This is a genomic window from Burkholderia theae, from assembly GCF_048565265.1.
Lineage (GTDB): Bacteria > Pseudomonadota > Gammaproteobacteria > Burkholderiales > Burkholderiaceae > Burkholderia > Burkholderia theae.
This window is the reverse complement of sequence record NZ_CP183462.1, coordinates 1,136,065-1,161,859: the sequence shown is the minus strand read 5'-3', so window position 1 is coordinate 1,161,859 and position 25,795 is coordinate 1,136,065. Positions and strand designations below refer to the sequence as shown.

The window sequence follows — 25,795 nt, the reverse complement described above, 5'->3', positions numbered from 1 at the left end:
GATGCCGCTGTTCGAATTCAACGGGATGCGGCCGCGCGTCGATCCGTTCGCGTATATCGACCCGAGCGCGGTCGTGATCGGCGACGTGACGATCGGCGCGCGCTGCTACATCGGCCCGCATGCGAGCCTGCGCGGCGACTTCGGTGCGATCGTCGTCGACGACGGCAGCAACGTGCAGGACGGCTGCGTGCTGCATGTCGGGATCGGCGAGACCTGCCGGCTCGGTGTCAACAGCCACATCGGCCATGGCGCGATCGTGCATGGCGCGACGCTCGAACCGGACACGATGATCGGGATGAATGCGGTCGTGATGGACGGCGCGACGATCGGCGCGACGACGATCGTCGCCGCGTGCGCGTTCGTGAAGGCCGGTTACGACGTGCCGCGCGGCGTGCTGCTCGCGGGTGTGCCGGGGCGCGTCGTGCGGCGCTTGAGCGATGCGGAGATCGACGCGAAGGCGAACGGCACGCGGATTTATCAGCAGCTGGCGGTGGATTGCTTGAGGACGATCAGGCCGGTCGGCGGGTGAGCGGGCGGCCAGTTGGATCAGGTCGCGGCAGGATCGATTTGCGTCGCACATCGCCGTTGGCTTAAGATCGGCAGCAACTCATCCCACGCCTTCAGCGCCAATGAAAAACAGCACACGCCTGCGGGTCGCCGTGATTATCTCCGCTTTCGCCGTGTTCAACGTTTACATGCACGTTCAGCAGTTCATCAGTGGTTGCATCTGGGTCAGGGGCCATCATCGCTGCAGTTTCGAAAACAGCGCGAATTTCGAGGGCTGGATGGATCTCGACCTGATGATTACCTGCTGCTGGGTCGCTGCGGCGGTGGTGAGCTGGATTGCCGTCGTGCAGTCGGCGAAGAAGCCGGGTTAGCGGCGCGATGCGCGTGCTCGGCGAAACGGCCACGATGTGTCGATTCGATCGAATCGACTCTGTCAATCCGTGACAACGTGTATTCGCTGGTCTTTACCGATGGCTCGATGCCGATGCCCGGCGTCGACGCCGAACCCGTGTTCCGGATCCATTCGAGCCTGCGGTTGGCCTCGGAGATGATGGCGATCCTGAGTGAGCGGGATGCGCGGTTGAGCGCGGCTCGCGCGCCGGGATGGCGGCCGCCGGCGGTCGTTGTGTTTTCACCTTCCGTGCCGGGATAATGATCCCGCGTCGCGCACGCGGCGCGAACGGAGGCTCCCATGCAATTTCCGACGGGATCGATGGTCGCGCTCAGTTCGGCCGCCGCGACGATGTTTTCGCTGGGCATGCTGTTTCTCGGCTACTGGGGATGGCACGAGCCGCTGCCCTGGCGGTTCGGCGACTACATCGTGATCTTGCCCGCACTATTGGGCTTCGCGTGTCTCGCCAGCGTGCCGTTTCTCGCGACGTCGCCGATGAAAACCCCCGACGACGAGTCGCGCATGTTCGTCGCGCGGCGCGTGTTTCTGTGCGGCGCGATTGCGGTGTGGTGTGCGATCGTCGCTTCGCTGTTCGTGTGAGATCCGGGTGAGACGGCGGTCGCCGGAGCAGCCTCAAGCGAGTGCTTCGAAACGTCTTGCGTGACGCCGTGGCGCACGGTTTTCATGCGTCGAAACAGGCCTTCGTTCCTGCTTTGATTTCACCGTGGCGTGCACTAGATTCGAAGCGTTCACATGTCACTGAGCGCGAGGTGGAGTCATGACGCCGTGGGAGATTCAGGGCACCGAAATGATCAGCTGCAATTGTTCATACGGTTGCCCCTGCCAGTTCAATGCGTTGCCAACCAACGGCAATTGCGAAGCGATGGGCGCGATGTCGATCGACAGCGGCCACTACGGCGACGTGGTGCTCGACGGTGTCAGGATCGCGGTCGTGTTTCAGTGGCCGGGGCCCGTCCACGAAGGCAAGGGAAAGTGCCAGCCGATCGTCGACGAACGTGCCAGTCCGGCACAGCGCGAGGCGGTGCTGAAGATCATGACCGGTCAGGATACCGATCCGTTTGCGACGATGTTCTCGGTGTATGCGTCGACGCTCGAGCACGCGTTCGAGCCGATCTTCACGAGGATCGACTTTGACGTCGATGTCGATGCACGGCGCGGCCGGATTCACGTCGACGGCGTGTTCGACGTCGAGGGCGAGCCGATCCGCAACCCGGTGACAGGCGCCGAGCATCGCGTGCGGATCGACCTGCCGCACGGTTTCGAATACGAGTTGGCCGAGATCGGTTCGGGTTCGGGGCGCTCGCAAGGCAACATCGCGTTGAATCTCGACGGCACCTATGCGCAGTTCGCGCGGCTGCACCTGAACAACCACGGGCTGATCCGGCATCGCGTCGCGGCATGATTCCCCTCGACAACTGGCTCGGGCGCGAGCGCGTCATCACGCTGCTCGGCATGGCCGCGCTCGTCGGCATCTGCTGGTTCTACCTGTGGACGGGCGCGGGAACCGGCATGTCGGCGCTGGAGATGACGACGGTCGCGCTGTTTCCGCATCGGCTCGCGGACGACATGGGCAGCATGGATCCGTCGCTGCCGACCGTGATCGTGATGTGGTGGGTGATGATGATCGCGATGATGACGCCCAGCGCGGCGCCGCTCGTGATGCTGTACCGGCGCGTGCTGCGGCATCGCAGTGCGGACGGTGCGGGTTCGGCGTTCACGTCGGTGTCGCTGCTGGCCGGTTATCTGACCGCGTGGCTCGCGTTCTCGATCGGCGCGGCATTGCTTCAGAAGCTGCTGCAGCCGGCCGGGCTGATCTCCGCGATGATGCTGTGGTCGAAGAGCGCCGTCCTGTCCGCGATCGTGCTGGTGCTGGCCGGGCTCTATCAATTCTCGCCGCTGAAGCGTGCGTGTCTTCGGCAATGCCGTGCGCCGGCCGGGTTCCTGGTCGCGCACTGGCGCCCGGGCGTCGCCGGCAGTTTCCTGCTCGGCGCGCGGCACGGCATGTATTGCGTGGGCTGCTGCTGGTTGCTGATGGCGCTGCTGTTCGTCGGCGGCGTGATGAATGTCGTCTGGATTGCCGCGCTGTCGCTCGTCGTGTTCGCGGAAAAGATCCTGCCCGGCGGCGAACGTATCGGCCGCGCGCTGGGTGTCGTGCTGATCGCCTGGGCTGGCGTGACGTTGATCGTGTGATGCACTCGACGACATCGGGATGCCGCCGATGACGATGGCGTTCAAGATCGCCGATGCGGCCATGATCGCGCCGCTTGATGTGGGCGACAGTGTCAGGGTGTGAGTGGAAGGCGTCAACGACACGCTTACGATCGTCAAGCTTGTGAAGCGGCCGTGATGAAGATGCCGCGCATGCGCGGTCGCGGCAGGGTTTTTCCCATTCGTGCTACGTAACGCAGGGCCGATGTTACGGTGAGATTGCCGGGACGCCGGCGTCGATTGAACCGCAGGGCTGGACTCGCTTGCAATGCGTCGTGCCGGAAAGGGCCGCCGGCACGGTCGCTGCTGGACGGTTGCAGGATTGTTAACGACGCCGATGGAGATGGCACGGTAGCTGCTTGCTGAAATGATCGCGCTGAATAGCTTACGGGGGCTTCCATGCAAAATCATTTCATCAAGGCGAACGTTGCGCTCGCCGCCATCGCCGCGGCGTGCGCGCTGGCTGCGTGCGGCGGCAACGACGTTACCTCGCCGACACCGGGCGGTAACACCATCGGAACGAGTACGACCGGTACGTCAAGCGGTACAAGTGGCACGAGCGGGAGCAGTGGCACGAGCGGCAGCAGCGGCACAAGCAGCAGCGGCACAAGCAGCAGCGGCACAAGCAGCAGCGGCACAAGCAGCAGCGGCACAAGCAGCAGTGGCACAAGCAGCAGCGGCACAAGCAGCAGCGGCACAAGCAGTAGCGGCACAAGCAGCAGCGGCACAAGCAGCAGTGGCACGAGCAGCAGCGGCACAAGCAGCAGCGGCACGAGCAGCAGCGGCACGAGCAGCAGTGGCACGAGCAGCAGCGGCACGAGCAGCAGTGGCACAAGCGGAACGCCGGGCACGAACGGCATCATCAGCTCGGTCGGTTCGGTCGTCACCGATGTGGGCGTCACGATCGCCGGCGCAAGCCCTCCGGGCGGAACCAAGGGCGTGACCACCGGGCTTGCCAACACGGTCACCGGCGCCGGCACGCTCATCCGCGATACGTCGAACGCGGTGAGCAACGGCATCGGTCAGATGGGTTTCACGACGAACCCGGTCGGCTCGACGGTCGCCGGCCTCGGCACGATCGTCGGCTCGACCAGTAATCCGGTCAGCGGTCTCGCCGACACGGTGAAGGCGCTCGGCTCCGGCCCGCTGTCGCCGCTGGCACCGCTCACCACGCCGGTCGGCGGCCTGCTCGACACGGTGGCCGGCGGTCTGAAGTCGGGCGGCACGATGCTCGGCTCGGCGCTGTCGTCGGGCCCGGTCCAGCAGGCAACGCAGGCGCTCAGCACGGCGATCACGCCGCTCGTGACGACGGCCGGCCAGCTCACGCAACAGGTCGGCACCGCAACCGGCCTCGGCCAGCCGGTCGCCGGCCTGCTCGGGCAAATCGGCGGGGCAATCACGTCGGCCGGATGGAAGGTGACATCGGCGTCGCCGCAGCCGGTCGTGAGTGGTGTCGGTGAACTCGTCCGTGCGGTCGGCAATACTGTGACCAACGTGGGCGGGCTCGTGAACCCGAGCGGTGCGAACGGCGCGGTGCCGATCGCCGGCCTGGTGACGAGCGTGGTCGGCGGTATGCCGGCGGCCGTGCACGGCGGCTCCGCGACCGGCACGGGAGGCGGCAATCCGTTGGGCGCGCTCGGCAATCCGCTCGCGCCGGTGACGTCGCTGGTGGGCGGCCTGCTCGGCGGCGTGGCTGGCAAATAGCCGATCGGCGCCGAACGTCGCACAGGCAGCGGTGCCCAAAGACCTGGGAGACGGCTTCAGAAAAGTTGCATGGCGACTGTCAACTTTTTGCGCAAGCCGTCTCCTGGCTTCACGTCAATGCGGCGGTGCCGCGGCATGCTGCTGCAACGCATCCAGGTGCCCGATGATCTGACTGGCGATATCCTTCGCCAACGAATCAACCGCGGTCGTCCCCTCGGCTTTCTTGACGACGAACTTCGCCGCAACGACGTACGGATTCCAGCTCGCCACCGTGCCTTGCGCCTTGATCGCATCCGCCACGCCGATGACCGCAAACGGCACGTTGGCGTCTCCGGCCGCGTCGGCGATCGTCACCGAAACTTCCGTGTTCGGGCTGTCGTCGCCCGAGCCGCCTTGCAGCAGCGACTGAATGCGGCCGCTCGGGGCGCGTGAATAGAAAATGCCGCCGATCAGCCAGCCCGACGCGACCCTTGGCAATGGTTCGCCGGGCGCGAGATAACGCGCGGTGACGCCCGCGTTGCCGAGCTGCTGGACGATGGCCTGCGCCAACGCACCGGCATTCTGGCTAGCCGACCTCGCGTGAATGGTCGCCCGCGTGCGGGACAGCAAGCGTCCCGAGCCGTCGCTTTCCTGAACGACCTGGAAAGGCCGCACGTACATGACCGGTGTGGCCGACGCGACGTCCGCGCTGCTCGCAGCCGGCTGCTGCGCGTGCGCGAAACTCGTTGCAAACCCGATGACGAGCGCGGCAAGAACTGCCTGATTGAGCTTTCTCAAGGGTTGCGCCTTTTTCACGATTGGAACGAGGGCCAGCTTATGGCCGTGAACAGGGGGCGTCAACCTTGCCATCTCCCGCGACCTCGGTTTGCCCGGGTCGTTCAGATGCATGAGGTCAGCAGCTCGCGTCGAAAGTTAACCGCCCCATGGGGCCTTTTTGAAACCGTCGCTCAGGTGACCGGCCGGCACCGGTCGCCTGAGGTTCGGACCAGGACCTGCCGGTCGGCGAGGCGTCGGCCGGCTACTTGCGGCCGCCATCGAGCTTCGACGGCGGCCGCGCCAGCCCGCGCGCCGGCAGCGGTGTCGACATCACGATCGACGTGCGCGTTTCGCCGTACAGGTTGATGCGTTCGATCAGCTGTTCGAGATGGGCCATGCTGACGGCGACGAACCGCATGACATACGAGTCCGCGCCCGTCACGTGATGACATTCGACGACTTCGGGAATCGTCTCGAGCAACTTGAGGAATTTCGCTTTCGCCGGTTGCGGCACCGTGATGCCGATCAGCGCGCTTACCGGATAGCCGGCTGCGGCCGGATTGATCCGGGCCGTGTAGCCGTCGACGACGCCGGCCGCTTCAAGGCGCTTCACGCGCTCGGTCACCGCCGGCACCGACAGGTGAACCTGGCGCGCCAGCTCCGTATAGCTGATGCGGCCGTTGTCCTGCATCAGCGCCAGTACCTTCCAGTCCAGTTCATCCATCGCGGCGGGATTTTTTAAGGAGGAGCAGCCATTTTTCCTTAAAAACCGCATTCAGCGATGACCGGACTTTCCCTACGATGCCTGTTCCACCCGTTGAAAGTCGCAAGGAGCAGGCGATGCTGTTCATCAAGTCCGTCGTGATGGGGCTGTCGATCGCGGTGCCGGTCGGCCCGATCGGCATGCTGTGCATTCAGCGCAGCCTGAGCCGCGGTTTTCAGGCGGGATTCGCGACGGGCGTCGGTGCCGCGTGCGCCGATGCGATCTACGGGCTGCTCGGCGCGCTGGGCATCGCGGGCATCGTCACGGCCTTCCCGATGCTGACCGTCGGCCTGAAGATCGGCGGCGGCGCGTTTCTCGTGTGGCTGGCGTGGACCATCGCGCGCCAGGCGCCGGCCGCGTCGGCGATGCAACGCGATCTGCCGCGCACGACCGTCCTGCGCGACTTCCTGACGACGTTCGGCCTCACGCTGTCGAACCCGATGACGATCCTGTCGTTCGTCGGCATTTTCGCGGCGCTGGGCCCGCTGTCGGGCGCGCGGGAAGGCGCGATGTGGCCGGCCGTGGCGCTGATGGTCGCCGGCGTGTTCATCGGTTCCGCGACCTGGTGGCTGTGCCTGAGCAGCGCGACCGCCGCGCTGCGCACGAAGATGTCGTTCGCGTTCATGCACGGGCTGTCGCGCGTGTCGGCCGTCGTCATCGCGGCATTCGGCGCGATCCAGCTGGTCGCGGGCGTGCGCGGCCTGGTCTAGTCCTGCGGCGGGGCGCCGTTCGAACGAACGCCTTCGGCCGCATTCAACGCCTGCAGATGCGCACGCACGAAACGCGCGATCTCCTGGCTCAGTTCCATGTCTTCCGGCGCGCCCATGAACCCGCCATGCGGCATCCCTTCGAACACGTGAAGCTCGGTCGGCACCTGCGCGCGGCGCAACGCGCGGTGCAGGCGCACGGCGTTCGACAGGAACAGGTCACGCGTGCCGCTCTGGATGAACGTCGGCGGAAAGCCGGCGGCGAAATCGCCGAACAGCGGCGACAGATACGGATGCGCAAGATCGGCGCCGTTCGCGTAGAGCAGGTTGTTCGGCATCAGCGACGCCGGCAACACGACGTCGACGAACCGGTTGGTTTCGAAGCTGTCGCCGGATTCCGTCAGGTCGGCTTCCGGCGACAGTAGCACCAGCGCGGCCGGCAGCGGCAAGCCTTCGTCGCGGGCGCGCAGCACCATCGCGGCGGCGAGGTTGCCGCCCGCCGAGCGGCCGCCGATGACGATGTTTTCCGGCGCAAAGCGTTCGAGCACATACGCATACGCCGCGATGCAATCGTCGAGCGCGGCCGGGTACGGATGCTCGGGCGGCAGGCGGTAGTCGACACCGTAGCAGCGGATGCCGAGCCGGTCGGCCTGCATCCGCGCGCCGGCCCGGCACGCCGCGCCGCCGCCGAAGATCAGCGCGCCGCCATGCAGGTCGATGTACGCGCATTCGCCGGAAGCCGGTGCGTCGGGCGTTGCGACATGCACGTCCGCGTCGCCGGCCCGGATCGTTGCCACGCTCGAACGCAGATAGCCGCCGAGCTGCTCGACGGCGGCCGCGTAGTGCGCATCGGTGGCCGCCTTCACGCGCAGCCAGGCGTCGACATCGTCCGGCGCCGGCATCACGTGCCGCGCGTTCAGCGGCACGCCGTCGTCGCCGACCAGCCGTTGCAGCGCGGTGCGCGCTTCGTCGCTGATCGAGGTCGGGAAGGGAACGACACGGCTCGGCAGGACGACGCCGTCAGGTTTGTCTTTCATCGCGAGATTTCCGTTCGATGCGTCATGCGGCCGAAGGCCAGTGACGCAGCATCACGTCCAGCGCATCGAGACTGCGCGACCACGACGTGTCGGAATCCGGCGCGCCGTGCGAGAAACCGCCCGCACTTTCGAGCGTCACGTAGCCCATGAAGAAGCCGCCCAGCAGGCGGATCGCATGAGCCTGTTCGGTTTCCGGAATGTCGTAGCTGCGCAGCACCGCCGAGGTCATCCTGACGAGCCGGCCGCCCGCGCTTTCGGCGGCGCGCTCGGCGCTCACCGGATGGCGCGCGGCCGCAAAGCGGCCCGGGTGCGCGCGCGCATAGTCGCGATAGACGTTCGCGAGCGCGGCCAGCGCGTCCTTGCCGGTGCGGCCGGCCAATGCGTCGGTCGCGCGCTCGGCGAGTTCCTTCAGCGCGAACAGCGCGATCCGGCTCTTGAGATCGTCGAAACTCGGGATATGGGAGTACAGGCTGGCCAGCTTGACGTCGAAGTGCCGCGCGAGCGCTGCCCCGGTGAGCTGCTCGAAGCCGGTTTCATCGGCGAGCTGCGCGCCGGCTTCGACGAGCCTGTCTACGGTAATGCCGGCACGCGCCATGACGGATGCTATGCGGGTTAGTCAAAAAACTAATTCTATTAGTTTTTATGCCGATGTCAATTTCCCGCGCGCGCCGGATGCGCCGATACGCACCGGCGCCCGTGACGCAGGCGCCGATGCACGGGGCGGTCAGAACGTGTAGCTGACCTTGCCGAACGCGGTGCGTCCGAGCGTGTTGTAGCCGTACGCGGTCATGTACTGCCGGTCGAACAGGTTCGACAGCGATGCCGACACCGTCAGGTGCGAATTGATCCGGTACGACGCGCGCAGGCTCACCGTCAGGTACGACGGCAGATACTGCGTGTTGGCCGGGTCGTCGAACGTCGAACCGCCGTAGAGCAGCGACGCGCCGGTGCTCAGCGCATGCAGGTGCAGTTCGTCCCACGTGTGGTCGACGTTGAGGCTGACCGTCTGGCGCGGCCGGCGGTTGAGCCAGGTCTGGTTGGTCTCGTCCTGCGGATTCAGGATGCCGACCGCGACGCTCACCGGCGTCGAGCGGCCGATCGTCCCCTTGTACGACAGGTCGATGCCGCGAATATGCGAGCGGCCGATGTTGATCGGCGAGAACGTCGCCGGGTTGTAGGCGACCAGGTTGTTGACCCGCGTGTCGTAGAGCGCGGCGGTGAACGTGCCGTACGACGTGTTCGCGTCGATCGCGGCCTCGACCGACGTGCTGCGTTCCGGGCTGAGGTTCGGATTGCCGTAGCCGGGGTAATACAGGTCGTTGAAGCTCGGCAGGCGGAATGCATTGCCGTACGACACGCGTGCCGTATAGACCGGCGTGATCGCCCACGACAACGCGGCGTTGCCCGTGTTCACGGATTGCCCGGCGATGATCTCGTGGCGACCCGCGAGGAACATCGTCACGCTGCCGAGCGTCGCCGACTGATGCAGCGAGAACGCGGAGTCGTTGCGCGTCGGCACGCCGCCGGGAATGTCGATCGGCAGGAACGCCTGTTCGCGCGTGAAGTCGTAGGCCAGCTTCGATTCGCCCGACAGCGGCAGGCCGAACAGGCGGAACCCGTGCTCCTGATGCGTCAGCGACGTCGAGATGCTGAAGCGTTGCGAATTGATCTGGTCGGTCGCGAGGGCCGGGTTGTCCGCGTAGATGAACTGGCGATCGTTCGCATAACCGAAGGACTGGTCGAACTGCGTGTCGGGCGTGATGTCGAGATGGAACGCGACACCGGTCGTCAGCTGGTGATCGAGCTCGCGGTTCGCATAACCGAGGTTGTCGAAGGACAGATCGGAGCGGTGATACAGCGCGAACGTCGAGATCGACCAGTTGTCGCGCGCGTAACCGAGGCGCGCATCGAGATCCTGCGCGTGATACGGATTGCGGCCGGCCTCGTGACCGGAGAAGAAGGGCCGCGTCGCATCGATGCCGGCCGTGTTGTAGTCGTGCAGCCCGAGCGAATAGGTAAGACCGCCGAGCGCGGCAAGCGGCCCCGTCGACGGCACGGTGCCCGACGTGCGGAACTGCGTGTCGAACGTCTTGTTCGAGCCGCCGCCGAACGAGACGGTGGTCTGGTTCGGCTGGTTGGACGCACGGCGCGTGAAGAGCTGTACGACGCCGCCCATCGCATTGGCGCCGAACGACGCGGCGGCCGGGCCCGAAATCACTTCGACGCGTTCGAACGCTTCGGTCGGCAGGTCGGCCCACGGTGCGATGCCGGTAGTCGGCGAGCCGATTCGGATGCCGTCGATGAACACGGCGACCTGGCTGGCCGACGAGCCGCGAATGCTGACCGACGAGGATGAGCCGGGGCCGCCGCTCTGCGAAACGGTGACGCCCGGCAGCGTCGCGAGTGCTTGCGTGATGCTCGGGTCGCTCGGCGACAGCCGGTCGAGATCCTCGCGCGTGAGCACCTGCGTCGACGCATAACGCCGGTCGAACGATTCGGGCAAGTGCCGCGTGTCGGTCACGCTGATCGTCGGCAGGTCGGCGCCTTCCGCGGGCTGGGACGGCTGCGGGAGCGCTGCGTCGCCGGCGGCATGGGCGATCGGGGAGAGCAGCGCGGTGGCGGCGGACGTGGCAAGCAGATAACGGATGTTCATGAGGCAGCGAGAGTGAGCGTGTTGCGCGTACGGCGATCGTGTGCGGGGGGCGGGCAGGGCCGGCCGGTTTTGTCCTGGGTCATCGCGTGGCCGGGCAGCGCGGCGGGCCGTCGCGGGTGCAGGCGCGGAACATGCCGGAGGGCGCGATCGATGGCGCAAGCCGTATGCGTGCGGGCAGGCCACGCAGGCCACGCCTGCCGACAGCGTGCCGGTGCGACGCTTCCGGCGGGGAAGCGGATTCGGGAACGAAGGACATCTGAAGGATCCTGAGGTCGGGCCGTCCATGCAACGGGCGACCGCCAATGGCGGTGCTTGGCGCATCGGGACACCCCGCCCGGTGCGGCTGCTTGGACCTCGGGTCGATGGCAGGTCTCCTGGCTCGCGGGTCGTCATCCGTGCCGGCCTTCCCGGTTTCCCAGTGGCGCGCAGTGGCACGAATTCGCCGCTCACAGTTGCGGGGGCAGCCGCAGATTCGAGGCGCTGCCTCTCCTGCGTTCCCTTTTGATCCCGTCTCCGGGAACCATCAGCGCGCAAGCGTAATGGCGCGCACTCCGGCACGTCAATTCTTCGGTCGCGCGGGGATGCGAAAAAACGTCATTGCCTGGTAAAAACTTTCGAAATCCTTTCTTTTATGCACCGACGCCGCGTTTCATGTCTGACGAAACAGGTGGGTTCGAGGCTGCACGCTCGCGCCTGAACCGGCTCGGCGCGACGCCGGTCCAGCGCACGAACGCACGCCGGAACGCCTCCTCGCCACCGAAGCCGAGAAACGCGGCCACGCGTGTCACCGGCCAGTCCGTCTCGTGCAGGCATCGCCGTGCCGCGTCGGCCAGGCATTGCTCGCGCAGCACGTGATATCCGCTGCCTTCGGTTGCGAGCCGGCGCCGCAGCGTTGCTTCGCTGACGCCGAGCCATGCGGCCAGTTCCGCGAGTGCCGGCAGCGCCTGTTCGCGCGCGAGCGCCGCATCGAGAAAACCGCGCACCTGCTGCGCCCAGGACACGACGGCCGGTGCCGCATCGATCAGACGAAACGGGAAATCGACGAGAAACGCGTCGAGCTCGCCCGGCTGCCGGATCACGCGGTTGTCGAGCCGCGCCGCATCGAACGAGAAGCCGTAGGTTTTCCGTCCGACGTCGACCGGCGCGTTGAACAAGCCGAGCAGCGGCATCGCGTCGTCACGGCGCGGATGGCCGAGCCAGACTTCGTCCGGCCGCAGCGGCTGCCCGATCAGCCAGCCGAACAGCTGCAGATAGCAGAGCAGCCCCGTCAGGTCGACGAGGCATGCGGCCGGGCTGCGCGTGCGGCGCAGCGAGTCCATCCGGAACGTCGCGCGGGCGTCGCGCACCGAGAGCGACAGCGCACCGGCGCGCGGCGTCAGCATCTCGCAGAAGTCACGCGCGCAGCGGATCGCGTCGGCGAGCGTCGCGCAGCTCAGCAGGCAGCGGCACATCAGGTCGACTTCCTGCTTGCGCATCGGCGGATGGCCGTTGCCGCGCGCGACCTGTGCCTCGAGCCGCTCGATCGCGTCGCGGTAGAGCGCGACGAAGCCGCGCGTCGCCGTCGCATCTTGCCGCGGCTGCGCATCGCGGTCGGGCGGCGGCGCGCCGCTGCGCGTGAGTTCGCTCAGCAGGCGCGCGTCGAGGCCCGGCAGGACCCGGCCACTGGACGGCATGGCGCGCTGTTTCATGTGTCTCCCGTTCTGATCGTTGCGACAGGGGCCGGTGAGCGGGCCGGTAGGGGTCCGTGAACCGTCGCCACGCAAGAATGCTAGTCACGCCGGCCGCCTTCGGCCTCGCCGGAACGGCGTAGGCCGGCCACGCATCCCGCCACGAACGACCACGGACGACACGCGAATGATCCAGATCGTAGATGAAATCACGCTCGCACCCGAGCGCATTCCCGACGTGCTCGCACTGCTGCGCGACCGCTATCTGCCGGGCCACGCGGCGCGCGGGCTGACGGCGGCCGGCCGCTGGGTGTCGCCGCCCGTTGCGGTGCCGGGGCAGCCCAGCACGTTGTGGCTGACGTGGCAGGTCGACGATGCGCCGGCTTATTACCGGATGCGTGCGCTGACCGATGGCGACGTGGTCGCGTTCTGGGTAGCGGTCGATGGGCTGTGCGACGCACGCCGCCGCCACGTGATGACGGACGCCGATGCGCCGCTGCCCGCGCTGACGGAGGTCGACCATGCGGCATGACACGGCACAGGTGTTCGTATCGGTGGATCGCGACGCCAGCGCAATCGAGCATGCATTGCGCGACGCCGCGCAGGCGTTGCCTGGCGCAACCCGTGTGGCCCTCGCACGCAATCTGGAAGGCAGCTGGGGCGCGGGCGATTACACGCTCGACGTGCTGCGCGACGAACGGGCGGTCGATTCGGCAGCGGATTTCGCTGCGCTGGCTCGACTGCCGGGCATCGAGCGCATCGACGGCGCGGCCTGCCGTGCGATCGGCGGCGGCCTGCGCGAACCGGCGTTGCGCGATGGCATCTGGCGCACGCTGATGCTGCGCGTGCGGCCGCAGGTGAGCGAAGCGCAGGTCGCGTCGCTGGAGCACGAATTGCTGCAGATGCCCGCGTTCATGCGTGGCATCCGCAACTGGCGCCTGAGCCGGATCGTGACGCCCGGCGCATGGACGCACGTATGGCAACAGGAATTCGCGCAGGTCGGCGATCTGCTCGGCGAATACCTGATGCATCCGTATCACTGGGGCTGGGTCGACCGCCGGTTCGACGCCGAAAGCCCCGACTGGACGGTCGACGCGATCTCGCATGCGTTCTGTCCGCTCGCGTCGAGCCTGCTGGCCGACACGGCGGCGTGACGCGCGGCGCACTGCGCAACGAGCCAGCCCAAAATCCTGGAGACACGAAAATGCGAGCCCTTCTGATCGACCGAGTCGGCCATTCCGACGCTTTCCGGCTGGCCGACGTTCCCGCACCGAAACCGGGCCCCGGCGACGTGCTGATCCGCGTTGCATACGCGGGCGTCAATCCCGCCGACTGGAAATGCCGCGAAGGTTATCTCGGCGCGTTCATGCAGTACACGTTTCCGTTCGTGATCGGTTTCGATGCGGCGGGTGTGGTCGAAGCGGTCGGCGACGGCGTCGACGGCTTCGCGCCCGGCATGCGCGTGTTTGCGCAGACCGACGTTGGCGCGGGGCGCTGGGGCGCGTATGCGGAGTACGTCGCGGTGCGCCACGACTCGGTCGTGCGCCTGCCCGACGCGGTGAGCTTCGCGGAAGCGGCCGCCACGCCGACGCCCGCGCTGGCCGCATGGGCCGGCCTGTTCGACGACGGCGGGCTGCGCGCGGGGCAGACCGTGCTGGTGCACGGCGGCGCGGGCGCGGTCGGCACGTTTGCGATCCAGCTGGCTGTGCAGGCCGGTGCGCATGTCGCGGCGACGTGTTCCGCGCGCAACCGCGACACGGTCGAATCGCTGGGCGCGGCCGCGAGCATCGACTACCGCGCGCAGGACATCGCGGCAGCGGTGCGTGCATGGGCGCCCTGCGGCGTCGATCTCGTGCTCGACGCGGTCGGCGGCGACACGTTGCCCGACGCACTCGACCTGCTCGCGCCGGGCGGCACGCTGGTGAACATCATGACGCTCGCGGCCGGCGACGCCGAGCGGTTGGCCGCGACGGGTGCTGAAGCCGCGCGGCGCGGGCTGCGCACCGCGATGACCTACAGCCGGATGCCGAGCGGCAACACGCTCGCGTCGATTGCCGAACGCCTCGGCCGGCGCGCGTTGCGCGTGCCGCGCTTCGACAGTTTCCCGCTCGAACAGGCGGCACGGGCGCTCGATCTCGTTCAAACGGGCGAGGCGAAAACCAAGCTCGTGCTGCACGTTGCGGATATCGCCGGCTGAATGGCCCGCACTCAAATCACAGGAGACAAAATGACCGACACCCGAGCCCCGATCCTGGCCGGCAAGTGCGCGCTCGTGACGGGCGCGAGCCGCGGCATCGGCCGCGCGATCGCGCAGCGCCTCGCGTCCGAAGGCGCGACCGTCGTCGTCACAGCGCGCAGCCTTACGCAATCGGCCGGCACCGCCGGCACGCTCGCCGAAACGGTCGCGCTGATCGAACAGGCCGGCGGTCGCGCGATCGCGCTTGCGGCCGACCTGTCGAACGCGGCCGAGCGCGATGCACTCGTCGGGCGCGCGGTCGATGCGGCCGGCGGCCTCGACATCCTCGTCAACAACGCGGGCGTGGCCGACTACGCATGCGTCGACGCGATGCCGATGACGATGTTCGACACGACGATCGAACACTACCTGCGCATTCCGTTCGCACTGGCGCAGGCCGCGATCCCGCTGATGCGTGCACGCGGCGCCGGCTGGATAGTCAACATCGGTTCGGTGACGGCGCTGCCGCCGCTGCGGCCGTTCGACGATTTCTCGCGGGTGGGCGGCGCGACCGTCTATGCGGCGGTGAAGGCTGCGCTGTCGCGCTTCACGCAGGGGCTCGCGGCCGAACTCGAAGCGGACGGCATCGCGGTGAATCTCGTCGCGCCGAGCACGGCGATCCGCACGCCCGGCGCCGCGCGCTACATCCCCGAAGGTTATCCGACCGAGGACGTCGCGTATCTCGCCGAAACCGCTCTCGCGCTGTGCAGCCTGCCGGCGCGCGAACGCACGGGCCTCGTCACGCACAGCCTGCATTTCCCGCTCGCGCAGCAACTCGCGGTGCGTTCGCTCGACGGCCGCACGCCGCTGCCGCCGCCCGTGATTCCCGCGTACGCGCATCCCCACATCGACCCGACAGGATTCTGATATGACGAAATCGATTCGTTTCGACGGCGGCACCGCCGTGATCACCGGCGCGGCCAGCGGCATCGGCAGTGGGCTTGCGCGCCATGCGGCCGCACTCGGCATGCGCGTCGTGCTGGCCGATCTCGATCCGGCGAAGCTCGACGCGTTCGCCGCGACGCTCGATGCCGACGTGTTGTGCGTGCCGACCGACGTCAGCCGGCCGGAAGCCGTCGACGCGCTGGCCGACGCCACATGGCGGCGCTTCGGCGGCGTCGATCTGCTGTTCAACAACGCGGGCGTGATGGCGACCGGCTTCAGTTGGGAAATCACGCCGGAACGCTTCGAGCGCAGCTTCGCGATCAACGTGCACGGCGTGCTGAACGGGATCCGCAGCTTCGTGCCGCGGATGCTCGAACGCAACGTGCCGGCGCGCGTCGTGAATACCGCGTCGGTCGGCGGCTTCCTGCCGAGCCCGCTGATGTCGCCTTATTCGGCGACGAAATTCGCGGTGGTCGCGCTCACCGAATCGCTGTACGGCGAACTGAAGATGCTCGGCGCGCCGGTCAGCGTGTCGCTGCTCGCGCCGGGCCCCGTGCAGTCGGACATCTTCAACGATCCGTTCGGCGCCGTGCACGACCGGCCCGAGGTGCGCGGCTTCGTCGACACGATGCGCTCGATGCTGAGCGCGCACGGGCTCACGCCCGACGCGTTCGCCGAGCGGGTGTTCGACGGCATCCGCGAAGGGCGTTACTGGCTGATTCCGCAGCCGGAGACGATCGACGGCGCGCTGCAGCGGCGCACCGATGACATCCTCGCCGCACGCGATCCGTCGCTGCCGTCGTTCTGAGGGCCGGGCGCGGCAGCGGCGACCGGCGTGTGGCGCTTACATACGGGTGCCGGCGTGCGCGCGGCCGCTCGGGTCGCCGCCGCGATCGGGCGGCGTATTGTTCTGATCGATCTTCGCGAGCACGAAGCCGGCGGACGGCAGCGCGGCGGGCGAACGATGCGTCGCCTGCGCGACTGCATCGCGTGGCGATGCGGCGGGAAAACCGGAAGACGTAACGCCCGGTTGAGCGAACGCCGAAAGGGAGGCGGCCACCAGGGCGGCGGCGACGATCGCGTGCGTGTTCATGTTGGCTCCTTCACGACTGACTGCGGGACAACGTAATCAGTCTAGGGCGCGAAACTTAACGCGACGTGAAGGAGCGGCGGCGCGCGGATTACCGGATGTTCCCGCGCGCCGCGACGCTCATGCCGATGCCGACACCAGCTTGCAGAAGTTCTCGAGATCGACGTTGCCGCCGCTGATCACCACGCCGACGCGCTTGCCCTGCAGCTGGTCCTTCATCCGTCGCACCGCGGCGAACGACAGGCAGCCGGTCGGCTCGACGACAATCTTCATACGAGTCGCGAAGAAGCGCATGCAGTCGATCAATTCCGCGTCCGTCGCGGTCAGGATGTCGTCGACGTCGCGGCGGATGATCGGGAACGTCAGGTTGCCGAGATGCTGCGTCTGCGCGCCGTCGGCGATCGTGCGCGGCGTGTCGATATGCACGATCGCGCCGGACCGGAACGATTGCTGGCCGTCGTTGCCGGCTTCGGGTTCGACGCCGTACAACGTTGCGCGCGGCGACAGCGCACGCGTGGCGAGCGCGGTGCCCGACAGCAGCCCGCCGCCGCCGAGCGGTGCGAATACCGCGTCGAGCGGGCCGACTTCGTCGAACAGTTCCTTGGCCGCCGTGCCCTGGCCGGCGATCACGTCTGCGTGGTCGTAGGGCGGGATCAGCGTGAGCCCGTGCTTCGCCGCCAGATCGCGCCCGATCTGCTCGCGATCCTCGGTGTAGCGGTCGTAGGTCACGACGTTGCCGCCGTAACCGCGCGTTGCGTCCATCTTCGCGACCGGCGCATCCTGCGGCATCACGATCGTTGCCGGGATGCCGAGAATGCGTGCCGACAGCGCGATCGCCTGCGCATGGTTGCCGGACGAGAACGCGACGACGCCATGGCGGCGCTGCTCCGCATCGAAGCGCGACAGCGCGTTGAATGCGCCGCGAAACTTGAAGGCGCCCATGCGCTGCAGGTTCTCGCACTTGAAGAACACCTGCGCGCCGAGCGCTTCGTCGATCGTCCGCGACGTCATCACGGGCGTGCGGTGGGCATGGCCTGCGAGCCGGGCCGCGGCGGCGGCAACGTCGTCGTACGTAGGCAGAGTCGGAGAGTTCATGATGGTTCGAGGGTCGGAAAGATCAGTCAACAGGAAAGCAGCGCGCACGACGCGCACGCGTCATTTCGCATCGTTGTACACCGTCGCGCGCGATACGCCGAGATGCTGCGACACGATTTCCATCGCGCGGCGCACCTCGAGGAAGCCGTCGGTCTTCAGCGCCTGCATCAGCTCGCGGCGCTGGTCGGTCTTCAGTTCGCGCGGTGTCGTCGCGAGGCGCGACGCGAACGCGTCGATGCGTTGCCGGATCGCGTCCGCGCCGGCCGGGTCGAGCGTTTCGGCGACGGTTTCGCCATCCGTGGCGCAGAACTGGTTCAGCATGCCCTGGAAGCCGCGGAACAGCGTGACGTCGGCATTCAGGCACAGCGCGGCCACGTAGCGCCCGGTCGAATCCTTGATGCCGATCGACGTGCTTTTCGCGGTGCGGCCGTCGGCGAAACGGTTCGGGTAGTTCGCGAGCACTTGCGGGAAATCGTCGTCGGCGATGCGGGCGAGGCCGAGCTCGGTCGCGGGATCGCCGACCGCGCGTCCGGACAGGTTGTTGTGGATCGCGAGGATCGCGTGCTGCGGCGTGCGCAGGTCGTGGACCACGACCTCGGTGAATGGCGCGAACATCTCGCCGAGCCCTTCGGCGATGCGCTGCACCTGTTCGATCAGCGACGCCTGCTCCGACAGCGCTTTGTTCCGGGTGGTGGTCATGGTGTATTTGCGTTCAGTGAGGCGGGTGGTTCTGCGTCGATGCAATGGGCGCCGGAAACGGTCATCCGGCGAGTGCGTCGCCGTCCACCGCTTCCGGCCGCGTGATGTCGGCCAGCAACGGGCGCGCGATCCGCACGTAGTCGGCTGCGTCGAGCACGACCGAGCGGTCGAGGCGGCCTGCGTTGAATGCGATCTCGGCATTGCGTTCGACCAGCGCGGGGTCGACGACGAGCGTCACGTTGGCGTCGAACACGAACGGCGGCACGGCGCCCATCACGCAGCGCGTGACGGCGGCTGCGAGGTCGGGAGAAGCGAGCGTTGCCTTGCGGCGGCCGACGGCATCGGCGACCTTGCGGAAGTCGATCTTCAGGTGGCCGGGGATGACGGCGAGCGCGGTTGTGTCGCCGCCGTCCTTGAATGTGCAGAGCATCGCTTTCGCGCCCTGTTCGGGGCGCGTGCCGCGGATCGCGGCGATGACGTCGGATTTACCTTCCGCCGGATGCTCCAGCACGCGGAAGCGTGCGCCGGAGGTGGTCAGCAGGTCGCAAAGCGTGTCGAAAACGGGGTAGGCGTTCATGTCGCTCCGGGGAGGCTGGGCCGGGGAATCGCCGCGCGCACGGGATGAAGCGTATGCCGCGAGGTGGTCGATGGATTGTCCAATTATAGACGTTTTGTCATGGCGGGTGGAAGTGTGGGTTGTCACGGGGTGGCGGCCGTGGTCATCGGGAAAAGGGGATCGAAGAAACGGATCTTTGCGCAATGGTGCGGAACGCGGAGCGAACGGCCGGCGTTCAGCCAGGCAGCGTCGTTAACCGACGCTTCCGGATTGGCGGCAATCTGGCAATATGCTCCGACAGACCTCAGATACGGCACCCCATGCACATCGCGATCCTGACCTTCCAGGGCTTCAACGAACTCGATTCCCTCATTGCACTTGGCGTGCTCAATCGAATCAAGAAGCCCGACTGGCGGGTAACGCTCTCATGCCCGGAGCATTCCGTCACATCGATGAATGGTGTGACTGTCCACGCGCAGTCAACGTTGGCCGACGCCTGCACGGCGGATGCCGTCATCGTCGGGAGCGGCATTCAAACCCGGGAGATCGTCAACGACGCGGCACTGATGGCGCAGATCAAGCTCGATCCTGCCCGGCAACTTATTGGCGCGCAGTGTTCGGGCACGTTGGTTCTGGCAAAGCTGGGTCTCCTCGGCGGAGTCCCGGCCTGCACGGACCTGACGACCAAACCCTGGGTAGTCGAGGCGGGCGTTGAAGTCCTCAATCAGCCGTTCTTCGCTCAAGGCAACGTTGCAACCGCGGGTGGCTGCTTTGCTTCGCAGTATCTGGCCGCATGGATCATTGCGCGCATGGAAGGTGAAGAAGCCGCGCAGAGCGCACTCCACTACGTTGCGCCAGTCGGAGAGAAGGAAGCGTATGTTTCTCGCGCGATGACGAACATCACGCCTTACTTGCCGTAACTCAGTAAAAAATGGCACTGCCTCCGTCGCGGAGCGACGACGTTTGATCGGCGTCTTCAATGGAGGGATCCGTCCTCCGCATTCGGGACGTGCAGGCCAAAAGCTATCGTCGACAACATCGCAATGAGAAGAAAAATGATCGCCATCGACGTCGCGTGGAAGCACGCTTTTGAGTCAGAGCCGGTCCGTCTCGTTTCGATGCTTGACCGTGATCGTTATGAGGTGCGCAAGCTCGAGTTCTTTCGCGATGGCCGAGTGGGGTTTGCCGACGAAACGAGGTCGTCGCAGGGGACGGCGCTAGGAACCGTTCCGGTGCCCTCGCTGGTCGAGATCAACGAGGATCCGGAATTCGACGCACGAGAGATCACGTTGGAGTTGTTCGACACGTTATGGTCATGCCACGTGGCACCTATCGACAACCTCGACCAGGTTTGACCAGAAGCGGCCAGCTGATGACCTCGGCCAGATTACGATCAATTGGTTTGCCGCTGCACCGTGATGCAAGCGCAGCTCGTTAGCCCGTTCAACTGCCAGCCCGAACCATTCTGATGTCGCTACCGCTCATATTTCTACCGGCGATGCCGTGTGATGGTCGCATGTATGCCGACCAGATCGAAGCGCTCAAGGACCTCGCTTCACCGACAGTGAAGATATTGGCGCATGCAACCTTCGCCGAGAGTGCCGAGAAGCTCCTGACATCCACGAGCGGCGCGTTCATTCTCGTTGGTACGGCATATGGCGGGTGCCTCGCGATGGAAGTGCTCGCGAGAGCGCCAGAGCGCGTCCGTGGACTCTGGCTGATGAACTGTCAGCCGGGCATTCATCCGAACCCGGATGCCGCTCGTGCGACTAGCCGGAAAATTCGCGCTGGAGAGTACGAGCGCGTCATTGCGGAGTTTGCCGAGAATGCAATCCCGGCTGACGACCGCTCATCACGGGCTGCGTTCATCCAGATGGCTCGCGATGCTGGGGCGGATTTGTTTGCCCGTCAATCCGACTCGACGCTGACACGTTCGGATCATTGGTCGACCCTGGCATCGAGCCAGGTCCCCACGTTGCTCATATGGGGCGCTGCGGACCGCTTCGTACCGGTTGACGTTGGCCGCCGCATCGCCGGCGTGATGCCACATGCCCGTTTCGAATCAATAGACGGATGCGGCCATTTCCCGACCTTGGAGCGGCCCGCGCTATGCACGGCGATCGCGCGCGAATGGTTGATGGAGTCGGTGCTCGGTTGAAGCGTGCATGAGAGGTGGCCCCATGCCCGACTGCGCGGGGCGGTGCTCGGCCAGGAACGATCATCCGACGCAAGCAAGTAATTGACGACGATCTGGTGTTGACCGAAGAGCCCGTGATCGGTGAAATGATGTCCGATCTCGCAACTAGTAAAACAACTCCTTGAGAATTATGACCGCGATAGCGCTTCTAAACGTAGAAAACGATCCTCATATCGTCGCAGATAGTCTTTTGTCCGTAGATGGTCCAGCTCCTGAAAATAGGAAGAAGATCTGGCTCCCCGCCGTAGGCATAGTACAGTCGGAATGGGGGCGCGACGGTCGTACTTGGCATGTCGGTCGGCTAGGTAGGAAGATGTTTGCTCTCCCCAACCACTCCGGGATACTTTGTTTTGCTGGAGACGGATCGTCCGCATATCGTTTCTGGGCGGCGTTATCGGATAAATGGGCGACTGCGAGTGGTTACGACCCACTTGTGCGAGTCAGCCAAGAGATGCTTCAAGACGTATTTCGCGAGAATTCGGAAGATATTCGCAAGATTTCAATTTTTGGCGCCTTGATTGATTTGTGTGGGAATCGCACCGCTATTTTTCATAATTTTGAATTGAAAATAGAAACGAAACAATTCGGCACATGTTATATTGCTGGGTCAGGAGCCCGGCTGGTGGAGCAAATAATTCGCCGTGTGGATCAAAATCTAACTAACAGCAGAGGATGGCCGGAGCAGTACCCAATTTCTGCAACGGAAGATCTCGCCGAACACATATCATGCGAGATGCTGCATGCGGAAGGTAGTTTCTCTAACGGAATTTTACCCGGCACGCCTCTTGATCTGCGCTGTGGCGGATATTACGATTGGATTAAAATTTATCCAGATGGAATTCGTCCCATGCGCCCACGGATTGATCTATCTGTTGCCGTGGAGAAGGATGAGCTTATTATATATCGAGCATATTTTTTTGAGCATCAGCAGCTTATGCTGCATACCAAAACAAATTCTCAACGAATTTGCACGTCGGTTGTGAATATGGGGATGGAGTTCTCTCCTATAAAAATACCCCAGAGTTGGGGGGGAGGGTACGAAATATTATTCGATGAGACTTGGGGAACCTCCATTCCATCATTCTTTTTTGGTCACCACTACGAGGATGATGTATTTAGAAACCAGCTTTTTGGTAGAATGAATGCGGAAATAATTGAGAAGGATTTTTCGCCGCCGCTCGAGGTTAATCGAATTCGTGTGATCGTTAAGGTCGGGTCATCCACGGCAATTCAAAAGCGTTTCATTACCAAGAGAGGTTCCGGAGGAGATGGGGTGCTTTCTTGTGTCAACGGAAAGCTTTCTCTCTGGCTTAGTCCTCGGCTTCTTGAAATGACGGTCAAGACGGCCAGGTTTGGCGGGGACGGCGGTGCGACAGATAAATCGGAAAATATCCTCGCCGAGTAGCGTCTGACTGGATCTAGCAAGGCGCGTCCTTGACTCATTTGGCATAAAGTGAATTAGTTACTATGCCTGCCGACACCGGTGTTAGCGCCTTGTTCCATGACAGTGTCTAATCTTGATGTTCTGCAACGACCGTAACGGCCCGTTCAATGATATCCAGAGAAAGCCACGAAGAACAAAAAAATCAGGCCGACAACGCGCAATGGACCGCGCACCATCGGCCTGCTGAGGAACACAAGACGAACCTTCGATAAAAGCAATCGAGCCGCGCGACCACATCCGCGCGGCTCGCCACCACCACAACCTACCCGCGCACCGCCTTCACGACATACTGACTCGTCGGCACCACATCGATCTTGTCGAAGTCGATAAACCGTCCGCAGCTATCCATCATCTCGGCCACATTGCGCTGAAACTTCTCCTCGTCACCGACCGCATCGAAGAACGCATGCGGATCGGTCATCGCCGCAGCCGGAAAACACTCCTCGACGATCGCGTCATACCCGGGCGCCGCATGCGTGAGCGCACGCACGACGACGTTCTGCACGTACAGAAAATTATCCTGCGTATCGATTGCCACACGCGTGTGATGCCCGTGCCACACATCGAGCCACGCTTCGTGCGTAAGGCGCGGCGGCCGCTTCAGGAACGCGAGCTGCGAGAAGCCGGCCGTACGCTCGCCCGGCCGCGCCGGGAAGCGCGTGTTCGGAATCGGCTGCGACTCGGTGACGAGATACGCGGCCATGTGCGGGACGATCGCGCGCACTGCCTCGTCGAACGGCTGGCGAAACATCGCGTTCGCGCTGTCGACCCACACCGCGACGATCCCGTCGATGCCCGGGTGCGTGTTGGTCTGCTTCAGGCCGGCGGCCGGCGCGACATCGGCGTCGGCGACGTTCACCTGCACGCCGTGCGCGCCGAGCGACAGCAGCTTGTCGGCGAGCTGCGCGCGCACCGTGCGGCTCCACTGATCGGGCGCGGCCTGTGCGTCGCGCCACAACACGTAAATGACTTTCTCCATTGCTCCGGCTCCAGAAGGGAATGACGGGATCGGCGGCGCTGCCGCCGGGGTTCAGGACGCGGTTTCGGTCGATCCGGCCGCCTGGTGCGCGACCGGCGCGAACCGGTTCGCGGTCAGCGTGAACGACGGCGGGATCGGCGACGTGACGGTTTCGAACAGCCGCTCGTGACGCGTCGCGTGAATGCGCCACACGCCGTCGCGCTTCACGTACTGGTCGTCGTAGAACGCGGTGCCGTGCAGCAGGTAGTTGTCCTCGAGATTGATCGCGTGATCCTCGAGAAACCACACGCCGCACGCGTGATCGGCGGACACCAGCGTGAGTTCCGGGTGATGGCCGTGATGCATCGTCAGGAAGGTCGGCTTGCCGATCAGCTCACGCAGGCTCGACACGAACGTTTCGCGGCCGTCGTACGCGTAACGGCCGCCGTACAGCCGCGCCTCGCAATCCTCGGTCAGGCAATCCGCGAGCAGCGACCAGTCGTGCGTGTCGACCGCGCGGAAATACCGGTATTTCAGCTGTCGGATCTGCTCGTATTCATGGAGCGTGCGGGTCGTGTCGTCCATCGCCGTGTCTCGTGGTGGTGTCGTTCGATGGTAGGAACGAAGCCGCCTGCATCACATCGTCTGTTCGGACGAAAGCCGCTGGCGCATGCAGCCGGCGTTTCGACGATACATCGCCCGTTTAATCCGAACGGGTGATGGCCGGCGATTCGTGCGGCTGTAACGTGGCATCGACGCGGCCTTCGAACCGCGCCGGCACCGAACAAGGAGACGGGATGACCCTCATCGAATCGCTGGAAACGCGCGTGCGCAGGCTGGAGGACGCCGATGCGATCCGCCGGCTGAAGGCGCGCTACTTCACGTGCTGCGACCGCAAGGACCCGCAAGGAATGCGCGACTGCTTCGTGCCGGGTCGCGTGCATATCGACTACGGCCGGATCGGCACGTTCGACACGCGCGACGCGCTCGTGGATGTATTCGAACAACTCGGCTGCCATCCGCACATCGTCGAGATGCACCACGGCGTGAATCCCGACATCGCCGTGCTCGACGACACGCATGCGCGCGGCACGTGGGGCCTGCACTACCAGATGATCGATACGAACGCGCGCACGCTCACGCAGCTCGGCGCGTATTACGACGACGAATACCGGAAGGTCGACGGCGAATGGAAGATCGCGGCCACGCGCTGCGTCGTCACGTCGACGCTGTCGGCCAGCTACGAAGGCGACGCATCGGGCGTGCTGTTCGCCGGCGCGCAGCCGCCGGCCGCCTGACGCACGCCATCGCCACGCGCGTGGCGGACATTCCACTGGAGACATCGAACATGACACAGAACCACGAGACGCCGGTCGCCGTCGTGACGGGCGCTTCGCGCGGCGCGGGCAAAGGCATCGCGCGCGCGCTCGGCGCGGCCGGCATGACCGTCTACGTGACGGGCCGCTCGCAGCACGAAGGCGATGCGCCGCTGCCCGGCACGATTCACGAGACCGCGCGCGAGATCGACGCGCTCGGCGGCCGCGGGATCGCGGTGGCGTGCGACCACGCGGACGACGCACAGGTGAAGGCGCTGTTCGAGCGCGTCGAACGCGAAAGCGGGCGGCTCGACATCCTCGTCAACAACGCGACCTACCTGCACGACCAGCTGATCCTGCCGGGCCCGTTCTGGGAGAAGTCGCTCGATCTCGTGAACATCCTCGACGTCGGGCTGCGTTCGGCCTACGTCGCGAGCTGGCATGCGGCGGCGCTGATGGCGAAGCGCCGCAGCGGGCTGATCGCGTTCACGTCGTCGTTCGGCGCGAGCTGCTACATGCACGGCGCGGCGTACGGTGCGCAGAAATCCGGCGTCGACAAGTTCGCGAAGGACATGGCCGTCGACCTGAAGCCGTTCGACGTCGCGGCCGTGTCGATCTGGATGGGTCCGCTGCGCACGGAGCGCACGACGCGCGTGTGGGACGAGCATCCGGACCTCTACAAGGAATTCTCGCTCGTCGCCGAAAGCCCAGAGTTCACGGGCCGCGTGATTCACGCGATCCACGGCGATCCGCAGCGCATGGCGCTGTCGGGGCAGGTGCTCGTCGGCGCGGAAGCGGCGCTGCAGTACGGCATCGCCGATCTCGACGGCAAGCAGCCGCCGTCGTACCGCGAGCTGCTCGGCGGGCCCGTGCAGGCGCATCCGGCAATCGTCGCTTAAGGGGCG

The 25,795-nt window shown here is 65.5% G+C and carries 31 protein-coding genes, 1 pseudogene and 1 riboswitch; of the genes and pseudogenes, 20 read left to right on the top strand and 12 right to left on the bottom strand.

Annotation, left to right across the window (positions count from 1 at the left end; translation table 11 throughout):
- Position 1: 1 nt before the first annotated feature.
- From ACN22W_RS22690 to ACN22W_RS22655, 8 genes and pseudogenes are all read left to right on the top strand, one after another.
- Positions 2 to 529 carry a transferase hexapeptide repeat family protein gene (locus ACN22W_RS22690; RefSeq protein ID WP_419689489.1) on the top strand — a complete coding sequence of 176 codons (528 nt, stop codon included), beginning with the start codon at positions 2 to 4 and terminating at the stop codon, positions 527 to 529.
- Between the two features lie 100 nt (positions 530 to 629).
- Complete coding sequence (locus tag ACN22W_RS22685; protein ID WP_129514992.1) at positions 630 to 878, top strand: hypothetical protein; 249 nt, start codon at positions 630 to 632, stop codon at positions 876 to 878.
- A gap of 77 nt (positions 879 to 955) precedes the next feature.
- On the top strand, positions 956 to 1,159 hold the full coding sequence (locus ACN22W_RS22680; RefSeq protein WP_419689488.1) for a hypothetical protein: 204 nt from the start codon (positions 956 to 958) through the stop codon (positions 1,157 to 1,159).
- A 39-nt stretch (positions 1,160 to 1,198) separates the two neighbouring features.
- Entirely contained in the window at positions 1,199 to 1,498 is a 300-nt protein-coding gene (locus ACN22W_RS22675; RefSeq protein ID WP_419689487.1) for a hypothetical protein, read from the top strand.
- Positions 1,499 to 1,676: 178 nt separating this feature from the next.
- Positions 1,677 to 2,321 (top strand): DUF1326 domain-containing protein, encoded by a 645-nt coding sequence (locus tag ACN22W_RS22670; protein ID WP_419689486.1) that lies wholly within the window; start codon positions 1,677 to 1,679, stop codon positions 2,319 to 2,321.
- Positions 2,318 to 3,109, top strand: a complete 792-nt coding sequence (locus tag ACN22W_RS22665; RefSeq protein WP_419689485.1) for a DUF2182 domain-containing protein — start codon at positions 2,318 to 2,320, stop codon at positions 3,107 to 3,109. Before ACN22W_RS22670 ends, ACN22W_RS22665 begins: the two co-directional genes overlap by 4 nt.
- 1 nt (position 3,110) lies before the next feature.
- A pseudogene (locus ACN22W_RS22660) lies at positions 3,111 to 3,212 on the top strand (copper-binding protein); the annotation flags it as partial.
- Positions 3,213 to 3,526: 314 nt separating this feature from the next.
- Positions 3,527 to 4,831 carry a collagen-like triple helix repeat-containing protein gene (locus ACN22W_RS22655; RefSeq protein WP_419689484.1) on the top strand — a complete coding sequence of 435 codons (1,305 nt, stop codon included), beginning with the start codon at positions 3,527 to 3,529 and terminating at the stop codon, positions 4,829 to 4,831.
- A 114-nt stretch (positions 4,832 to 4,945) separates the two neighbouring features.
- On the opposite strand, the gene ACN22W_RS22650 is transcribed toward ACN22W_RS22655, so the two are convergent.
- Together ACN22W_RS22650 and ACN22W_RS22645 are read right to left on the bottom strand one after the other, a co-directional pair.
- Positions 4,946 to 5,719, bottom strand: a complete 774-nt coding sequence (locus ACN22W_RS22650; protein WP_419689483.1) for a hypothetical protein — start codon at positions 5,717 to 5,719, stop codon at positions 4,946 to 4,948.
- Between the two features lie 130 nt (positions 5,720 to 5,849).
- Positions 5,850 to 6,311, bottom strand: coding sequence for an Lrp/AsnC family transcriptional regulator (locus ACN22W_RS22645; RefSeq protein ID WP_129514986.1), 462 nt, complete (start codon positions 6,309 to 6,311; stop codon positions 5,850 to 5,852).
- A 116-nt stretch (positions 6,312 to 6,427) separates the two neighbouring features.
- Here ACN22W_RS22645 and ACN22W_RS22640 point away from each other — a divergent pair, with 116 nt between their 5' ends.
- Positions 6,428 to 7,060, top strand: coding sequence for a LysE family translocator (locus ACN22W_RS22640; RefSeq protein WP_419689482.1), 633 nt, complete (start codon positions 6,428 to 6,430; stop codon positions 7,058 to 7,060).
- On the opposite strand, the gene ACN22W_RS22635 is transcribed toward ACN22W_RS22640, so the two are convergent.
- From ACN22W_RS22635 to ACN22W_RS22620, 4 genes are all read right to left on the bottom strand, one after another.
- Positions 7,057 to 8,094 carry an alpha/beta hydrolase gene (locus ACN22W_RS22635; protein ID WP_419689481.1) on the bottom strand — a complete coding sequence of 346 codons (1,038 nt, stop codon included), beginning with the start codon at positions 8,092 to 8,094 and terminating at the stop codon, positions 7,057 to 7,059. The genes ACN22W_RS22640 and ACN22W_RS22635 overlap by 4 nt on opposite strands.
- Before the next feature lie 22 nt (positions 8,095 to 8,116).
- Entirely contained in the window at positions 8,117 to 8,689 is a 573-nt protein-coding gene (locus ACN22W_RS22630) for a TetR/AcrR family transcriptional regulator (RefSeq protein ID WP_419689480.1), read from the bottom strand.
- 129 nt (positions 8,690 to 8,818) lie between these two features.
- Positions 8,819 to 10,747: a TonB-dependent receptor domain-containing protein gene (locus ACN22W_RS22625; RefSeq protein ID WP_419689479.1), complete on the bottom strand. Its 1,929-nt coding sequence runs from the start codon at positions 10,745 to 10,747 to the stop codon at positions 8,819 to 8,821.
- Between the two features lie 346 nt (positions 10,748 to 11,093).
- A riboswitch (cobalamin riboswitch) is annotated at positions 11,094 to 11,287 on the bottom strand.
- 89 nt (positions 11,288 to 11,376) lie between these two features.
- On the bottom strand, positions 11,377 to 12,435 hold the full coding sequence (locus ACN22W_RS22620) for an AraC family transcriptional regulator ligand-binding domain-containing protein (protein ID WP_419689478.1): 1,059 nt from the start codon (positions 12,433 to 12,435) through the stop codon (positions 11,377 to 11,379).
- 166 nt (positions 12,436 to 12,601) lie between these two features.
- On the opposite strand from ACN22W_RS22620, the gene ACN22W_RS22615 reads away from it, so the two are divergent.
- The 5 genes from ACN22W_RS22615 to ACN22W_RS22595 are packed head-to-tail and all read left to right on the top strand — an operon-like array spanning position 12,602 to position 16,343.
- Entirely contained in the window at positions 12,602 to 12,946 is a 345-nt protein-coding gene (locus ACN22W_RS22615) for a hypothetical protein (RefSeq protein WP_419689477.1), read from the top strand.
- Positions 12,936 to 13,568, top strand: coding sequence for a Dabb family protein (locus tag ACN22W_RS22610; RefSeq protein ID WP_419689476.1), 633 nt, complete (start codon positions 12,936 to 12,938; stop codon positions 13,566 to 13,568). Before ACN22W_RS22615 ends, ACN22W_RS22610 begins: the two co-directional genes overlap by 11 nt.
- Before the next feature lie 50 nt (positions 13,569 to 13,618).
- On the top strand, positions 13,619 to 14,611 hold the full coding sequence (locus tag ACN22W_RS22605; protein WP_419689475.1) for an NADP-dependent oxidoreductase: 993 nt from the start codon (positions 13,619 to 13,621) through the stop codon (positions 14,609 to 14,611).
- A gap of 30 nt (positions 14,612 to 14,641) precedes the next feature.
- The gene (locus ACN22W_RS22600; RefSeq protein ID WP_419689474.1) at positions 14,642 to 15,517 is read left to right on the top strand and encodes an SDR family NAD(P)-dependent oxidoreductase; all 876 of its coding nucleotides are present in this window, start codon (positions 14,642 to 14,644) and stop codon (positions 15,515 to 15,517) included.
- 1 nt (position 15,518) lies between these two features.
- Positions 15,519 to 16,343, top strand: a complete 825-nt coding sequence (locus ACN22W_RS22595) for an SDR family NAD(P)-dependent oxidoreductase (RefSeq protein ID WP_419689473.1) — start codon at positions 15,519 to 15,521, stop codon at positions 16,341 to 16,343.
- 36 nt (positions 16,344 to 16,379) lie between these two features.
- Here ACN22W_RS22595 and ACN22W_RS22590 read toward each other — a convergent pair whose 3' ends face one another.
- From ACN22W_RS22590 to ACN22W_RS22575, 4 genes are all read right to left on the bottom strand, one after another.
- A complete protein-coding gene (locus tag ACN22W_RS22590) occupies positions 16,380 to 16,628 on the bottom strand; it encodes a hypothetical protein (protein WP_419689472.1) in 249 nt (82 codons plus the stop codon).
- Between the two features lie 117 nt (positions 16,629 to 16,745).
- Complete coding sequence (locus ACN22W_RS22585) at positions 16,746 to 17,720, bottom strand: threo-3-hydroxy-L-aspartate ammonia-lyase (protein ID WP_419689471.1); 975 nt, start codon at positions 17,718 to 17,720, stop codon at positions 16,746 to 16,748.
- Between the two features lie 60 nt (positions 17,721 to 17,780).
- Positions 17,781 to 18,419, bottom strand: coding sequence for a helix-turn-helix transcriptional regulator (locus ACN22W_RS22580; RefSeq protein WP_129514974.1), 639 nt, complete (start codon positions 18,417 to 18,419; stop codon positions 17,781 to 17,783).
- A 61-nt stretch (positions 18,420 to 18,480) separates the two neighbouring features.
- Positions 18,481 to 18,996, bottom strand: a complete 516-nt coding sequence (locus ACN22W_RS22575) for a YbaK/prolyl-tRNA synthetase associated domain-containing protein (RefSeq protein WP_193100451.1) — start codon at positions 18,994 to 18,996, stop codon at positions 18,481 to 18,483.
- A 299-nt stretch (positions 18,997 to 19,295) separates the two neighbouring features.
- On the opposite strand from ACN22W_RS22575, the gene ACN22W_RS22570 reads away from it, so the two are divergent.
- From ACN22W_RS22570 to ACN22W_RS22555, 4 genes are all read left to right on the top strand, one after another.
- Complete coding sequence (locus tag ACN22W_RS22570) at positions 19,296 to 19,895, top strand: DJ-1/PfpI family protein (RefSeq protein WP_226122491.1); 600 nt, start codon at positions 19,296 to 19,298, stop codon at positions 19,893 to 19,895.
- Positions 19,896 to 20,030: 135 nt separating this feature from the next.
- A complete protein-coding gene (locus tag ACN22W_RS22565; protein ID WP_226122493.1) occupies positions 20,031 to 20,330 on the top strand; it encodes a DUF6881 domain-containing protein in 300 nt (99 codons plus the stop codon).
- A 113-nt stretch (positions 20,331 to 20,443) separates the two neighbouring features.
- A complete protein-coding gene (locus ACN22W_RS22560; RefSeq protein WP_419689470.1) occupies positions 20,444 to 21,133 on the top strand; it encodes an alpha/beta fold hydrolase in 690 nt (229 codons plus the stop codon).
- 352 nt (positions 21,134 to 21,485) lie between these two features.
- On the top strand, positions 21,486 to 22,577 hold the full coding sequence (locus tag ACN22W_RS22555; protein ID WP_419689469.1) for a hypothetical protein: 1,092 nt from the start codon (positions 21,486 to 21,488) through the stop codon (positions 22,575 to 22,577).
- Positions 22,578 to 22,878: 301 nt separating this feature from the next.
- Here ACN22W_RS22555 and ACN22W_RS22550 read toward each other — a convergent pair whose 3' ends face one another.
- Together ACN22W_RS22550 and ACN22W_RS22545 are read right to left on the bottom strand one after the other, a co-directional pair.
- A complete protein-coding gene (locus ACN22W_RS22550) occupies positions 22,879 to 23,595 on the bottom strand; it encodes an EthD domain-containing protein (protein WP_226122498.1) in 717 nt (238 codons plus the stop codon).
- 51 nt (positions 23,596 to 23,646) lie between these two features.
- Positions 23,647 to 24,159, bottom strand: a complete 513-nt coding sequence (locus ACN22W_RS22545) for a nuclear transport factor 2 family protein (RefSeq protein WP_193100456.1) — start codon at positions 24,157 to 24,159, stop codon at positions 23,647 to 23,649.
- A 212-nt stretch (positions 24,160 to 24,371) separates the two neighbouring features.
- On the opposite strand from ACN22W_RS22545, the gene ACN22W_RS22540 reads away from it, so the two are divergent.
- Positions 24,372 to 24,872 (top strand): nuclear transport factor 2 family protein, encoded by a 501-nt coding sequence (locus ACN22W_RS22540; RefSeq protein WP_419689468.1) that lies wholly within the window; start codon positions 24,372 to 24,374, stop codon positions 24,870 to 24,872.
- A gap of 50 nt (positions 24,873 to 24,922) precedes the next feature.
- The gene (locus tag ACN22W_RS22535) at positions 24,923 to 25,789 is read left to right on the top strand and encodes an SDR family NAD(P)-dependent oxidoreductase (RefSeq protein ID WP_412024489.1); all 867 of its coding nucleotides are present in this window, start codon (positions 24,923 to 24,925) and stop codon (positions 25,787 to 25,789) included.
- The last annotated feature ends 6 nt before the right edge of the window (positions 25,790 to 25,795 follow it).

What these genes read in the sequence shown, in the direction of transcription:
- ACN22W_RS22690 (WP_419689489.1), top strand. Translation starts at nt 2, where the DNA reads ATGCCGCTGTTCGAATTCAACGGGATGCGGCCGCGCGTCGATCCGTTC.
- ACN22W_RS22685 (WP_129514992.1), top strand. Translation starts at nt 630, where the DNA reads ATGAAAAACAGCACACGCCTGCGGGTCGCCGTGATTATCTCCGCTTTC.
- ACN22W_RS22675 (WP_419689487.1), top strand. Translation starts at nt 1,199, where the DNA reads ATGCAATTTCCGACGGGATCGATGGTCGCGCTCAGTTCGGCCGCCGCG.
- ACN22W_RS22670 (WP_419689486.1), top strand. Translation starts at nt 1,677, where the DNA reads ATGACGCCGTGGGAGATTCAGGGCACCGAAATGATCAGCTGCAATTGT.
- ACN22W_RS22665 (WP_419689485.1), top strand. Translation starts at nt 2,318, where the DNA reads ATGATTCCCCTCGACAACTGGCTCGGGCGCGAGCGCGTCATCACGCTG.
- ACN22W_RS22655 (WP_419689484.1), top strand. Translation starts at nt 3,527, where the DNA reads ATGCAAAATCATTTCATCAAGGCGAACGTTGCGCTCGCCGCCATCGCC.
- ACN22W_RS22650 (WP_419689483.1), bottom strand. Translation starts at nt 5,719, where the DNA reads ATGCATCTGAACGACCCGGGCAAACCGAGGTCGCGGGAGATGGCAAGG.
- ACN22W_RS22645 (WP_129514986.1), bottom strand. Translation starts at nt 6,311, where the DNA reads ATGGATGAACTGGACTGGAAGGTACTGGCGCTGATGCAGGACAACGGC.
- ACN22W_RS22640 (WP_419689482.1), top strand. Translation starts at nt 6,428, where the DNA reads ATGCTGTTCATCAAGTCCGTCGTGATGGGGCTGTCGATCGCGGTGCCG.
- ACN22W_RS22635 (WP_419689481.1), bottom strand. Translation starts at nt 8,094, where the DNA reads ATGAAAGACAAACCTGACGGCGTCGTCCTGCCGAGCCGTGTCGTTCCC.
- ACN22W_RS22630 (WP_419689480.1), bottom strand. Translation starts at nt 8,689, where the DNA reads ATGGCGCGTGCCGGCATTACCGTAGACAGGCTCGTCGAAGCCGGCGCG.
- ACN22W_RS22625 (WP_419689479.1), bottom strand. Translation starts at nt 10,747, where the DNA reads ATGAACATCCGTTATCTGCTTGCCACGTCCGCCGCCACCGCGCTGCTC.
- ACN22W_RS22620 (WP_419689478.1), bottom strand. Translation starts at nt 12,435, where the DNA reads ATGAAACAGCGCGCCATGCCGTCCAGTGGCCGGGTCCTGCCGGGCCTC.
- ACN22W_RS22615 (WP_419689477.1), top strand. Translation starts at nt 12,602, where the DNA reads ATGATCCAGATCGTAGATGAAATCACGCTCGCACCCGAGCGCATTCCC.
- ACN22W_RS22610 (WP_419689476.1), top strand. Translation starts at nt 12,936, where the DNA reads ATGCGGCATGACACGGCACAGGTGTTCGTATCGGTGGATCGCGACGCC.
- ACN22W_RS22605 (WP_419689475.1), top strand. Translation starts at nt 13,619, where the DNA reads ATGCGAGCCCTTCTGATCGACCGAGTCGGCCATTCCGACGCTTTCCGG.
- ACN22W_RS22600 (WP_419689474.1), top strand. Translation starts at nt 14,642, where the DNA reads ATGACCGACACCCGAGCCCCGATCCTGGCCGGCAAGTGCGCGCTCGTG.
- ACN22W_RS22595 (WP_419689473.1), top strand. Translation starts at nt 15,519, where the DNA reads ATGACGAAATCGATTCGTTTCGACGGCGGCACCGCCGTGATCACCGGC.
- ACN22W_RS22590 (WP_419689472.1), bottom strand. Translation starts at nt 16,628, where the DNA reads ATGAACACGCACGCGATCGTCGCCGCCGCCCTGGTGGCCGCCTCCCTT.
- ACN22W_RS22585 (WP_419689471.1), bottom strand. Translation starts at nt 17,720, where the DNA reads ATGAACTCTCCGACTCTGCCTACGTACGACGACGTTGCCGCCGCCGCG.
- ACN22W_RS22580 (WP_129514974.1), bottom strand. Translation starts at nt 18,419, where the DNA reads ATGACCACCACCCGGAACAAAGCGCTGTCGGAGCAGGCGTCGCTGATC.
- ACN22W_RS22575 (WP_193100451.1), bottom strand. Translation starts at nt 18,996, where the DNA reads ATGAACGCCTACCCCGTTTTCGACACGCTTTGCGACCTGCTGACCACC.
- ACN22W_RS22570 (WP_226122491.1), top strand. Translation starts at nt 19,296, where the DNA reads ATGCACATCGCGATCCTGACCTTCCAGGGCTTCAACGAACTCGATTCC.
- ACN22W_RS22565 (WP_226122493.1), top strand. Translation starts at nt 20,031, where the DNA reads ATGATCGCCATCGACGTCGCGTGGAAGCACGCTTTTGAGTCAGAGCCG.
- ACN22W_RS22560 (WP_419689470.1), top strand. Translation starts at nt 20,444, where the DNA reads ATGTCGCTACCGCTCATATTTCTACCGGCGATGCCGTGTGATGGTCGC.
- ACN22W_RS22555 (WP_419689469.1), top strand. Translation starts at nt 21,486, where the DNA reads ATGTTTGCTCTCCCCAACCACTCCGGGATACTTTGTTTTGCTGGAGAC.
- ACN22W_RS22550 (WP_226122498.1), bottom strand. Translation starts at nt 23,595, where the DNA reads ATGGAGAAAGTCATTTACGTGTTGTGGCGCGACGCACAGGCCGCGCCC.
- ACN22W_RS22545 (WP_193100456.1), bottom strand. Translation starts at nt 24,159, where the DNA reads ATGGACGACACGACCCGCACGCTCCATGAATACGAGCAGATCCGACAG.
- ACN22W_RS22540 (WP_419689468.1), top strand. Translation starts at nt 24,372, where the DNA reads ATGACCCTCATCGAATCGCTGGAAACGCGCGTGCGCAGGCTGGAGGAC.
- ACN22W_RS22535 (WP_412024489.1), top strand. Translation starts at nt 24,923, where the DNA reads ATGACACAGAACCACGAGACGCCGGTCGCCGTCGTGACGGGCGCTTCG.